Source organism: Stenotrophomonas pictorum JCM 9942 (assembly GCF_001310775.1).
Taxonomy (GTDB): Bacteria; Pseudomonadota; Gammaproteobacteria; order Xanthomonadales; family Xanthomonadaceae; genus Stenotrophomonas; species Stenotrophomonas pictorum.
The window spans coordinates 1-12037 of record NZ_BAZI01000053.1; the positions used below are offsets into that span (position 1 = coordinate 1).

Sequence of the window (12037 nt, forward strand, 5' to 3'; positions counted from 1 at the left end):
CCCAAGGCGCAGACAAAGTGGGTGTCCGCGCCGGAACGGCACGCGGCAACGGCCTGGTTGAAACCCTTGCCGCCGGGACCGGTACTGTAACGGCCGGCAATGGTCGCCCCTGGCGCGGGCAGGGCATCGCAGCGCCAGACGTGGTCGACATTGAAGGAACCGGCAACAACTACAGAACTCATGGAATCCATATCTCGAAAGTGGCTGGGGATCAGCCGAAATGGGTCAGCACGCCGGCGATGGTGGCCGTCATCAAAGTGGCGATGGTGCCACCGAGCACGGCGCGCAGGCCGAACTTGGCCAGGTCCTGGCGACGCTCCGGGGCCAGTCCGCCGATACCGCCGATCTGGATGGCGATCGAGCTGAAGTTGGCGAAACCGCACAGCGCGTAGGTGGCGATCAGGCGGCCTTCGTCACTCAGGACCACGCCAGCGACGTTGCCCTTGATGATTTCCGACAGCTCCAGATAGGCCACGAACTCGTTGATCACCAGCTTCTGGCCGATCAGCGACCCGACCGTAGTGGCATCGGCCCACGGGGTGCCGATCACCCAGGCGATCGGCGCCAGCACGTAGCCGAAGATCGTGGACAGGTTGGTCGGCTTGCCGATCATCTGGGCCAGACCGGTGACTTCACCGACCCAGGTCAGTGGCGCGTTGAGCAGCGCGATCAGGGCGATGAAGGCCAGCAGCATCGCGCCGATGTTCAGCGCCAGACGCAGGCCATCGCCCGCACCGGCGGCGGCGTCGATGATGTTGGAAGAGGTCTTCTCCACTTCCATCTTCACCGTGCCCCGGGTCAGCGGGGTGCCGGTTTCCGGGATCAGCACCTTGGCGATCACCAGCGTGGCCGGGGCGGCCATGATCGAGGCGGCCAGCAGGTGTTTGGCGTAGAACGCCTGCGCCGCCGGATCGCCCGCGCCCAGCATGCCCACGTAGGCGGCCAGCACACCGCCGGCGATGTGCGCCATGCCGCCGATCATCATCGTGATCAGTTCGGACTGGGTCATCTTGGAGATGTACGGGCGCACGGTCAGCGGCGCTTCGGTCTGGCCGATGAACACACTGGCGCAGACGCTGGTGGTCTCGGCGCCGGACACGCGCATGATCTTGGTGATGGCCCAGGCCATGGCCTTGACGATGGCCTGCATCACGCCCAGGTGGTACATCACGCCCATCAGCGCGGAGAAGAAGATGATCGTGGGCAGCACCTGGAAGGCGAAGATGAAGCCGTACTTGGGCACATCCATCAGGCTGCCGAAGATGAAGCTGGAGCCTTCATTGACGAAACTCAGGATCTTGACGAAGCCCTGGCCCAGCCAGTCGAACACGTCACGGCCGCCGGGAACCAGCAGCACCAGTGCGGCAAAGGCCACCTGCAACGAGATACCGGTGGCCACCAGCCTCCAGTCCACCGCTTTCTTGTTGTTGGAAAACAGCCAGGTGATGCCCAGAAGCACCGCCAGGCCGAACAGGCCGAAGCCGATCCTGCCAAAACCTTCGACCATGAGTAATCCCCGGGCGTGCCCGCAAAAGACGCAAGCCTAGAGCAGCGGCCTATGTCGGGCAAGAATTAACAGGGCATGCACCTGCAATTGCGGCGATTGCGCCGATCTCGGCAAGGTTCGCGGCCTGGCCTGGTATCCGCGGCCCGTTACACTCTGGGCCGTTCGCGCCGGTTGGTGCGCCAGAAATCCCAGGAGTCCGCCATGCAATACCGTCGTCTCGGCTCGTCCGGCCTGCAGCTTTCCGCCCTGTCGTTCGGGGCCTGGGTCACTTTCGGTGGCCAGATCGGGCGCAGCGAGGCCCGCAACCTGATCGCGGCGGCGTGGGACAACGGGGTCAATTTTTTCGACAACGCCGAGGTCTACGCCCAGGGACGCGCCGAGGAGGTGATGGGCGATGTGATCGGCGACCTCCGCCTGCCGCGCGATGGCTATTGCGTCTCCAGCAAGGTGTTCTTCGGCGCGGTGCCCTCGCCCAATCCCCTGCAGCGCGGGCTCTCGCGCAAGCATGTCATCGACGCCTGCCACGCCGCGCTCAAACGCCTGCACGTGGAGTATCTGGACCTGTACTACTGTCATCGCCCGGATCCGGACACGCCGATCGGCGAAACCGTGCTGGCCATGGACACCCTGATCCGCCAGGGCAAGGTGCTGTACTGGGGCACCTCGGAGTGGTCGGCGGCGCAGATCGCCGAGGCGGTGGCCTTCGCCCGCGCCCATCATCTGTATGCGCCGATGATGGAGCAGCCGCAGTACAACCTGCTGCATCGCACGCGGGTGGAGGAGGAATACGCGCCGTTGTACAGCGACGCCGGGCTGGGTACCACGATCTGGTCGCCGCTGGCGTCGGGCCTGCTGACCGGCAAGTACAACGACGGTATCGGCGCCGACAGCCGTCTGGCGACCTCGTCGATGGACTGGTTGCAGGCGGCCGTACTCGGTGATCCGGCTGAGGACCGGTTGGGCAAGGTCCGGCGTTTCACCGCGGTGGCCGCAGAGCTGGGCGAGTCGCCGGCCCAGCTGGCCATCGCCTGGTGCCTGCGCAATCCCAACGTGTCCAGCGTGATCCTTGGCGCCAGCCGGGTCAGCCAGCTGGAGGAGAACCTGCGCGCGCTGGATGTGGTCGCACGGGTGGAGGATGCGGCCTGGAAAAAGATCGAGGCGGCCTTTGCCTGAGGCCCGTCAGGCGGCGGGCCGTGCGCGAGATGGGCGCACGCCGCTGCTGAGGGCTGCAGGTCGGGCGGGATGGAGGAGGTCGCTCGTCAATGCTTGCATTGATATTGAGAATCATTATCATAAACTCCGTCCCCAGCACGGAATCACGATGATGTCCGCCCAACCTGTCCTGCTCCGCTCCCGCACGCTGCATCTGCCGCAACGCCCTGTCCAGCTGATGTCCGGTGAAGGAATCCTGGACAGCGGCGCCCTGCTCAAGGGGCAGCGCGAAATCCTGATCCAGCATGGCGACACGTTCTACCGTCTGCGCCATACCAGCAATGACAAGCTGATCCTGACCAAGTAATTCCGCAGCACGCTCCTGCCAGCCGGCGCCTGTCCTGGTGCCATGCCCGCCTGAATCGACCCCTCTCCCTTGGCCACCACCGGCCTGCTTCGGCAACCCGGTTGCTGTGTCCGCGGGCTCTGTTCCTTCGATTGATTCCAGGCACCCATGATCCGTCCAACTGTTCTGAGCGCCGCCCTGTGGGCGGTGTTGTCTCCTGCGCACGCTGAAACCGCCACCTCGGCCGATGTGCGTGATTTCGACCGCGTCCAGGTCACCGCCACCCGGACCGCGCGGGCGGTCAGTGATGTCGCCGCCACGGTCGATGTGATCGACCGCGAACAGCTGGACAACCAGCTGGTGCACGACATCCGCGATCTGGTCCGCTACGAGCCGGGCATTTCGGTAACCCGCAGCGTGACCCGGTTCGGACTGGGCGGCTTCCGTATCCGCGGCCTGGACAGCAACCGCGTGCTGATCCAGACCGACGGCATCGCCATGCCGAAGAGCTTCAACATCGGCAGCTTCGCCAATGCCAACCGCGATTTCACCGATCTGGAAACCTCAAGCGGGTGGAGATCGTGCGCGGGCCGGCCAGCTCGCTGTACGGCTCCGATGCACTGGGCGGGGTGGTCGCGTTCGTCACCAAGGACCCGGCCGACTATCTGGGCGAAGGCAAAGGCAGTTACGTCGGTCTGAAGTTCGGCTATGACGGCGACTGGCAGGGCCTGCTCGGCAGTGCGACTACCGCGTTCGGTGGCGGGCGCTGGAGCGGCATGGTCAACGTCAACCACCGGCAAGGCCAGGACACCGCCAACCAGGGCGAGCTGCGTAGCCGTGACAACACCCGCACCGCCGCCAACCCGCAGCAGCGCGATGGCCGCAGCGTACTGTCCAAGCTGGTCTATGCCCACGACCAGAACCAGCGGTTCCGCCTGACCGTGGAAGGCAACGAGGACCGCACCGATACCGATGTGTATTCGGCGATCGATCGCACCACGACCACCGGCATGACCGCGCATGACACGCAGACCCGCGCGCGGGTGGCGTTCGCCCATGAGATGGATGCGCTCGACAGCGCGTTGGCCGACAGCCTGCGCTGGCAGCTGTATCGCCAGGACAGTGAGACCACGCAGGTCACCAACGAGCAGCGCGCCAATGGCAGCCGCCGCCATCGCCAGTTCAATTTCGACCAGCGTGTCTACGGTCTGCAGGCGTTGCTGGACAAGTCTTTCGAGACCGGCCGCGTGGCGCATGCGCTGACCTGGGGCTTGGATGGCGCATGGACCGAAATACGCCAGAAGCGCGATGGCTTCCAGGTGCTGGTCAATGGCACGGTGAGCAGCACGATCCTGCCGGACGTGTTCCCGGTGCGCGACTTCCCGGTCAGCAAGACCACCGAGCTGGGACTGTACGCCCAGGATGAGATGCGTCTGGCCGACGGGCGGCTGTCGCTGGTGCCGGGCATCCGCGTGGATCACTACCGGCTCAAGCCGGAACTGGATGCGATTTTCGCCGCTGACAACCCGGGCATGGCGGTGGCCTCGCTGACCAAGACCAGTGTGTCGCCGAAGTTCGGTGCGGTCTGGCGCTTTGACGAGCAGTGGTCGCTGTTTGCCGGCTATTCGCACGGCTTTCGTTCGCCGCCGTACAACGACGTCAATCTGGGTTTCACCAACGTGATGTTCGGCTACACCGCCATCCCCAATCCGGAACTGAAGCCGGAAACCAGCGACGGCGTGGAGCTGGGGCTGCGCTTCATCGCGCCGACGGCCTACGTCAGCGTGAGCGGCTACTACAACTACTACCGCGACTTCATCGAATCGCAGCGGTATGTCGGTGACAACGCCCAGGGGCTGATGGTGTTCCAGTCGCAGAACATCGCCGATGCGCGGATCTACGGTGCGGAAATGAAGGCCGGGGTGGATTTCGGCGAACTGTCCAACGCGCTGGAAGGCTGGTCGCTGCGCAGCGCGGTGGCGTTGTCACGCGGTGACAACCGCACCGAGGACGTGCCGCTGGACTCGATCGATCCGCTGCGCGGCAGCGTCGGGCTGATGTACGACCGCGATGCGTGGGGGATGGAGCTGGCCGGTACCTTCGCGCGCCGCAAGGACCGTATCGCCAGCGCCACGGCCTACCGCCCCGGCGGCTACGGCGTGCTGGATCTGATGGCGCACTGGGAGTTCGCGCCCGGTGCGAAGGTGAATGTCGGTGTGTTCAACCTGGGTGACCGCAAGTACATCGACTGGTCGGGCATCACCGCCAATCTGGCCGGCAACAGCCCGGTGCTGGATCGCTACACCCATCCCGGCCGCACGGTGTCGGCCAGCCTGGCGCTTTCCTGGTGATTTCGCTGCGCTGATACCGCCGGCACGCAGTAGTGCGCGCGGTACCGCGGCAAACGGATCTCTCCCGGCCACGGATGGCCCCTCTCTTTCTGCTACCCCTCACAAAGGAACGACACATGAAATTGCTTTCCGCCGGCGCGTTGCTGCTGTTGGCCAGCAGCGGCGCAGCCAGCGCCCAGTCCGTGGACACCGCGCGTGATCGCGCCAGCATCCTGGCGATGCAGGGCGAATACACGGTGGATTTCGCCTTCGATGAAACCGTGCTGCTCAAACCCGGCTACGAGCGCGCCCCGGCCATGCGCAGTGGTGGCAACGAGGTGGTGATCGTGGTGGAAGACAGCCCGCAGCGCATCGTGTTGCAGCATCTGCTGGTGGATGGGAAAAGCGGCCACGTCACCAAGCATTGGCGGCAGGACTGGGTCTATGAGGCGGCCACCCGTTTCGAGTTCAGCGCCGAGCAGACCTGGGTGGTGCGCACGATTCCGGCGGCGGTCAACAAAGGCGCCTGGACCCAGTGCGTGTACGAGGTCAGCGACGCGCCGCGTTACTGCGGCACCGGCCGGTGGAGCTACGCCAACAACGTGCCGACCTGGACCAGCGACCTGAGCTGGCGGCCGCTGCCACGTCGCGAATACACCCGGCGCAGCGATTACAACGCGCTGGTGGTGATCAACCGGCACACGCTCACGCCGGGTGGCTGGACCCATGAGCAGTTCAACACCAAGGTGCAGCGCAATGCCGATGGCCGCCAGGTGGAGATCGCCCGCGAATTCGGCTTCAACGACTACCTGAAAACCAGCGAGGTCGATTTCTCCCCCGCTCGCAATTACTGGAGCGCGACGGCCGGATTCTGGGCGCAGGTGCGCCAGCGCTGGGAGGGATGGCTGGGCAGGGCCTCGGGCGTACATCTGAAAACACAACTCGATGGCATGGCGATGATCATCCCGCTGTTCGAACAGGCCGAGGCCGTGCAGGGCGGGGCGGCGGTGGATGAGGCGAAGATCGATACGGTATTCGCCCGGTTCGTTGAGCCGGCGTCGATCAAGTAATCCGGAGGGCCCCGCACTGCGGGGCCTTTCCCTGTCAGGCAGCGTGGTGGCGCTATTCCTTGAACATCAGTAGCGCCGCCACCACGATGAGCGCGAAGGCCGCCCAGTGGTTCCACTTCAGCGGCTGGTCCAGATAGGTGGCCGAGAACACTGCAAACACCACCAGCGTGATCACCTCCTGCATGCCCTTGAGCTGCGGCGCCGAATACACCGCGCTGCCCAGGCGGTTGCCGGGCACCTGCAGGCAGTACTCGAAGAAGGCGATACCCCAGCTGACCAGGATCACCGTCATCAGCGGCGCCGATTTGAATTTCAGATGGCCGTACCAGGCCACCGTCATGAAGACGTTGCTGGCGACCAGCAGCAGGACGGGGTACAGATAGGCGGTGATCGGCATGCCGGGCATAGGGCGCTGAGCGTGGCGGGGGTCCACAGCATAGGGCGGTCGCACGGTCCTGGAGTGCCTGATCGCGGACAGAATTCCGGTCCCGGCGACCTTCGTGATCACGAATTGCGGCGGTCTTCACACGCTTTCTACTCCGGATGCGGCATGTTTCACAAAGCTGAAGATTAGGAGGCTCCATGCGACAGACAAAGGAATCGTCCGGGTTGGTGCTGGTCGTCGAGGACAACCGCAATATTTCCGAAATGATCGGCGAGTACCTGGAAAGCAAAGGGTTCGAAGTGGATTACGCGGTCGATGGCCTGGACGGCTACCGGCTGGCGGCTGAGAACAGTTACGACGTGGTGGTTCTGGATCTGATGCTGCCGCGTCTGGACGGCATCGAGGTCTGCCGCAAATTGCGCAATGAAGCGCGCAAATCCACGCCGGTGCTGATGCTGACCGCCCGCGACACGCTGGACGACAAGCTCACCGGGCTGGGCTACGGTGCCGATGACTATCTGACCAAACCCTTTGCGATCCAGGAGCTGGAAGCACGGCTGCGGGCACTGATCCGCCGCGAGCGCCGCCAGGTCGGGGCCGAGGTGTTGAAGGTCGCCGACCTGGTGCTGGACCCGGTCAGCATGCGCGCCACCCGCGCCACCCGCGCCGGCAGCGAACTGCAGCTGTCGCCGATCGGCCTGCGGTTGCTCACCATCCTGATGCGCGAGTCGCCGCGGGTGGTCACCCGGCAGGAGATCGAGCGGGAGATCTGGGGCAACGGCCTGCCCGATTCGGATACCCTGCGCAGCCACCTGTACAACCTGCGCAAGATCATCGACAAGCCTTTCGACCATCCGCTGCTGCACACCGTGCAGAGCGCCGGCTACCGCATCGCCGACATCGCCCAGCCGATGAGTTGACCGGCGGGTGGCAGAGGGACGTGTAGTGGCAACCAGGAATGGCTGTCGCACCCCGTGTGCGACAGCGTTTGCCGGTGCTCTGTTACGGCCGGGAAGTACCGTCGATGGCGGTAGTCGCGACGTTTCGCGGCAGGAGCCGTAATGGCGCACGGATTGCCGCGCAAGATCAGGATCGCTTTTATCGTGCAGGCACTGCTGGCCAGTCTGGCGGTGCTGCTGGGCGGCTATCTGGTGTCGCTGGTCATCAAGCACGGACTGGTCCATGTCGTGCTGCAGGAAGAGGCCGATTACTACTGGCAGCTGCACGAGGCCTCGCCGGTGCAGCCGCCGCCCAACACGCGCAATATCCGCGGTTACCTGCTGGAAACCGGGCAGTCGAGTCTGAGCCTGCCCAAGGACCTGCGCCCGCTGGAACCCGGCTTCCATGAGCTGAAGGCGGCCGACCAGCTGGTGCTGGTCGATCAACGCCCGGCCGGACGGCTGTACCTGGTGTTCCTGCGCTCGCAGGCGCAGCGGGCCGCGTTCTGGTTTGGCGTGGTCCCGGTATTGATCACCTTGCTGGGGATCTACGGCGCGTCGTGGCTGACCTACCGCGCCTCGTGGCGGATCGTCTCGCCGGTCAACTGGCTGGCGCGGCGGGTGTCGCAATGGGATCCGCGGTACCCCGATGCCAGCGAACTGGCGGCGGAGCGGCTGCCGGCCGATGTGCAGGGCGAAGCCCGCCAGCTGGCGGCCGCGCTGCATTCGCTGGCCAGCCGGGTGGGGCAGCATGTCGCCCGCGAGCGGAACTTCACCCGCGACGCCAGCCATGAACTGCGTACCCCGCTGACCGTGATCCGCATGGCCAGCGACATGGCGCTGAGTACGCCGGAGCTGGATCCACGCCTGCAGCGCAGTCTGGGCCGTATCCAGCGGGCCGGGCGTGATATGGAAGCGGTGATCGACGCTTTCCTTATCCTGGCGCGCGAGGCCGATATCGAGCCGCAGGCCGAATGGTTCGATGTGGCCGATATCGTCCGTTATGAAGTCAATAACGCCCGTGAAATGCTGGCCGGGCGACCGGTCGAGCTGACGCTGGAAGTGGTGGGCAACAACCACCTGCTGCTGGCGCCACCGCGGGTGATGCATGTTGTCGTCAGCAACCTGCTGCGCAATGCCTGCGCCTATACCGATACCGGCACGATCGCGGTGGAAGTGGGCAATGACCGGGTGGTGGTGCGCGACAGCGGCATCGGCATGACGGAAGAGAGCCTGGCGCGGGTGTTCGAGCCGTTCTTCCGGGCTGAGCCGGCCCGTCCGCTGGGGACCGGGCTGGGGCTGTCGATCGTGCGCCGGCTGTGCGAGCGCTTCGGCTGGCGGATCGAACTGGAAAGCGCGCCGGGGCAGGGCACCACGGCTACCGTCCACTTCGGCTGACAGCGCCGGCCGGCGGTTCCCGGGAAGTGCCCGGAAGCTTGTGGCAGAATGCGCGGTCGCCATCCACATACATCGGTGCTCCCGCTGTGATGCACTCTTCTTTTCTGCAGTCCGTCGGCCGCCGCGCGGCGGGAGCTGGCTCTCATGGCTGATGGGATCGGGCATATGCCCCGTGGTCCGGCCCGTATCCTGAAGGCGGCCAAGTGGTCCTGGCAGGGGCTGTGCGCAGCTGGATGCATGAATCCTCGTTCCGCCTGGAAGTGTGCCTGTTCGTGGTGCTGGCGCCGCTGGCGCTGTGGCTGGGCCAGACGCCGGTGGAGCGCGCGCTGCTGGTCGGCTCGATGTTGCTGGTCATCGCCATGGAGCTGGCCAACTCGGCCATCGAGGCGGTGATCGAGCGCTATGGCCCGGAGTATCACGTGCTCGCCGGACGCGCCAAGGACATGGGATCGGCGGCCGTGTTCGTGCTGATGATGAATGTGCTGCTGTGCTGGGGCCTGATCCTGGTGCCCCGTCTTTTCTGACAAGTCATCCGCCGGGCGGCGGTGACGCTATGGCTTTATTGAAGGATTTTCTGCATGTCTTTTGAGCTTCTTGCCGACCCGAACGTCTGGGTCACCCTGTTCATGCTCAGCGCACTGGAAATCGTGCTCGGCATCGACAACCTGGTGTTCATCTCCATTGCGGTCGGCCGTCTGCCCGAAGAAAAGCGTCCGCTGGCCCGTCGCGTCGGTATCGCGGTGGCGTGCGTCACCCGCATCCTGCTGCTGGTGTCGCTGGCGTTCCTGGCGCATATGGAGAACAACCTGTTCAACATTGCCGGGATGGGCATTTCCATCCGGGATCTGGTGTTGATCATTGGTGGCCTGTTCCTGCTCTACAAGGGCGTGGCCGAAATCCGCGAGCTGGTCAGCGGCGGTGAGGATGCCGACCCGACGACCACCAAGGCGTCGGCCACGTTCGGCATGGTGATCGCGCAGATCGCGGTGATCGACATCGTGTTCTCGCTGGATTCGGTGATCACCGCCGTGGGCATTGCCGACCACATTCCGGTGATGGTCTGCGCGGTGCTGCTGGCGGTGGCGGTGATGCTGCTGGCGGCCAATCCGCTGGGCCGCTTCATCGACGCCAATCCGACCGTGAAGCTGCTGGCGCTGGCCTTCATCCTGCTGGTCGGTGCGGTGCTGGTGCTGGATGGCCTGGACGTGCACGTGCCCAAGCCCTACATCTACGCGGCGATGGGTTTCTCGGTGCTGGTGGAGTGGCTGAACCTGCTGATGCGCCGCAACGCCAAGGCCCATCACGTGCCGGGCGCGGACAGCTGGTAAGTCTCCGGCATAGCCCGGACAGGATCGCCCTCGCCGCCAACTGGCCGGAAGAGGGAGCGGAGAGGCCGGCATTGCCGGCCTTTTCCGTATGCACACGCTGAACACCGGCCGTGGCATGCTCGGCGCTCCTGCCGTCAAAGGATCCGACCATGCGCCAGTACCTCCGCCTGATGTTGCTTGTCGTCGCGGCGATCTCGATTTCCGGGTGTGGCTACAACGCCATCCAGCAGAAGGACGAGGCGGTCACGGCCGGCTGGTCCGAGGTGGTGAACCAGTACAAGCGTCGCGCCGACCTGATTCCCAACCTGGTCAACACCGTGCAGGGTTATGCCCAGCAGGAACGGCAGGTGCTGACCGAGGTTACCAATGCCCGTGCCAAGGTCGGGCAGATCCAGGTCAATGCCGATGACGCCGATTCGCTCAAGCAGTTCCAGCAGGCGCAAGGTGAACTGGGCAGCGCGCTGTCGCGGCTGCTGGTGGTCAGCGAGAACTACCCGACGCTGAAGTCCGACCAGAACTTCCGCGACCTGCAGGCGCAGCTGGAAGGCACCGAGAACCGCATCACCGTGGCCCGTGGCCGCTATATCCAGCTGGTGCAGGACTACAACACGTTCATCCGCTCGTTCCCGCAGGTGATCACCGCCAAGCTGTTCGGTTACAAGGCCAAACCCAATTTCACGGTCGAGAACGAGGCGCAGATCGCACAGCCGCCGGCGGTGAACTTCGGCACCCAGCCGGCTGCGCCGCAGCAGACGCCGCCGCAGCCCGCATCGGCACAGTGAGCCGCGCGCGATGAGCGCATTGCTGCAGCGCTTTGGCCTGTTGCTATGCCTGCTTGGCCTGGGTTGGGCGGGCGCGTTGCCGGCCCAGCAACTGGCGCCGATTCCGCCGCTGGATTCGCCGGTGGTCGATACCACCGGCACTCTGGATATGGCACAGAAGCAGGCGCTCGAGCAGCAGGCCTTGGCCCTGCAGCAACGCAAGGGCAGCCAGCTGCAGGTGCTGATCGTGCCGACCACCCAGCCGGAGGATATCGCCCAGTACACCACCCGGGTGTTCGACCAGTGGGCCATCGGCCGCAAGGGCGTGGACGATGGGGTGCTGCTGGTGGTGGCCAGGGATGACCGGAGGGTGCGGATCGAGCCGGGCTACGGGCTGGAGGGGGCCATTCCCGACGCCATCGCCAACCGGGTGATCCAGGAGTATCTGGTGCCGCATTTCCGCCAGGACGATTATGCCGGCGGTATTACCGCCGCCACGGCGGTACTGGTGGGGCTGATCGAGGGCGAGGCGCTGCCGGCGCCGGTGGCCAGCAACCGCAACAACGAGGAGGGCAATGGCGATCAGACCTTCTTCTTCGCGATCATGATCGGCGTCTTTGCGGCAGGTTTCATGCGGCTGTTGCTCTCCCGACTGCCGCGTCCGGCGCGTGGGCTGGCAGCGGGCCTGGTGGCCGGTGGTATTGGCTGGGTGCTGTTGTCGATGCTCGGCGGCGGTATCGCCGCCGTGGCCGCGCTGTTGCTGTCCTTCGGCAAGACGTCCGGCGGCGGTTTCGCCAGCGGTGGCGGTTGGGGCGGAGGTGG

11 protein-coding genes and 2 pseudogenes are annotated in these 12037 nt (G+C 65.2%); 10 read left to right on the top strand and 3 right to left on the bottom strand.

Features of this window, described 5'->3' with window-relative positions:
* Nucleotides 1–182: PfkB family carbohydrate kinase (locus JCM9942_RS04910; protein ID WP_256202304.1), on the bottom strand; the 182-nt coding region annotated here is incomplete at its 3' end.
* A gap of 29 nt (nucleotides 183–211) precedes the next feature.
* Nucleotides 212–1507 carry a NupC/NupG family nucleoside CNT transporter gene (locus tag JCM9942_RS04915; RefSeq protein ID WP_054658076.1) on the bottom strand — a complete coding sequence of 432 codons (1296 nt, stop codon included), beginning with the start codon at nucleotides 1505–1507 and terminating at the stop codon, nucleotides 212–214.
* Between the two features lie 201 nt (nucleotides 1508–1708).
* Between JCM9942_RS04915 and JCM9942_RS04920 the strand changes: the two genes are divergently transcribed.
* The 4 genes and pseudogenes from JCM9942_RS04920 (at nucleotide 1709) to JCM9942_RS04935 (ending at nucleotide 6405) form a co-directional block, all read left to right on the top strand.
* Entirely contained in the window at nucleotides 1709–2680 is a 972-nt protein-coding gene (locus JCM9942_RS04920) for a potassium channel beta subunit family protein (RefSeq protein ID WP_054658078.1), read from the top strand.
* A 151-nt stretch (nucleotides 2681–2831) separates the two neighbouring features.
* Nucleotides 2832–3026, top strand: coding sequence for a hemin uptake protein HemP (gene hemP, locus JCM9942_RS04925; RefSeq protein WP_054658092.1), 195 nt, complete (start codon nucleotides 2832–2834; stop codon nucleotides 3024–3026).
* Nucleotides 3027–3173: 147 nt separating this feature from the next.
* A pseudogene (locus JCM9942_RS04930) lies at nucleotides 3174–5356 on the top strand (TonB-dependent hemoglobin/transferrin/lactoferrin family receptor).
* Between the two features lie 116 nt (nucleotides 5357–5472).
* Nucleotides 5473–6405, top strand: a complete 933-nt coding sequence (locus JCM9942_RS04935; protein WP_054658080.1) for a DUF6607 family protein — start codon at nucleotides 5473–5475, stop codon at nucleotides 6403–6405.
* 52 nt (nucleotides 6406–6457) lie between these two features.
* On the opposite strand, the gene JCM9942_RS04940 is transcribed toward JCM9942_RS04935, so the two are convergent.
* Nucleotides 6458–6811 (bottom strand): DMT family protein, encoded by a 354-nt coding sequence (locus tag JCM9942_RS04940; RefSeq protein WP_054658082.1) that lies wholly within the window; start codon nucleotides 6809–6811, stop codon nucleotides 6458–6460.
* 176 nt (nucleotides 6812–6987) lie between these two features.
* Between JCM9942_RS04940 and JCM9942_RS04945 the strand changes: the two genes are divergently transcribed.
* From JCM9942_RS04945 to JCM9942_RS04970, 6 genes and pseudogenes are all read left to right on the top strand, one after another.
* Complete coding sequence (locus JCM9942_RS04945; RefSeq protein WP_054658084.1) at nucleotides 6988–7710, top strand: response regulator transcription factor; 723 nt, start codon at nucleotides 6988–6990, stop codon at nucleotides 7708–7710.
* 141 nt (nucleotides 7711–7851) lie between these two features.
* Nucleotides 7852–9126, top strand: coding sequence for a sensor histidine kinase (locus tag JCM9942_RS04950; RefSeq protein WP_054658086.1), 1275 nt, complete (start codon nucleotides 7852–7854; stop codon nucleotides 9124–9126).
* Nucleotides 9127–9270: 144 nt separating this feature from the next.
* A pseudogene (locus JCM9942_RS04955) lies at nucleotides 9271–9650 on the top strand (diacylglycerol kinase).
* Nucleotides 9651–9704: 54 nt separating this feature from the next.
* Nucleotides 9705–10454, top strand: coding sequence for a TerC family protein (locus JCM9942_RS04960; RefSeq protein WP_054658088.1), 750 nt, complete (start codon nucleotides 9705–9707; stop codon nucleotides 10452–10454).
* 149 nt (nucleotides 10455–10603) lie between these two features.
* A complete protein-coding gene (locus JCM9942_RS04965) occupies nucleotides 10604–11236 on the top strand; it encodes a LemA family protein (RefSeq protein ID WP_054658090.1) in 633 nt (210 codons plus the stop codon).
* A gap of 10 nt (nucleotides 11237–11246) precedes the next feature.
* The coding region (locus JCM9942_RS04970; protein ID WP_083468416.1) for a TPM domain-containing protein at nucleotides 11247–12037 on the top strand (791 nt) is incomplete at its 3' end.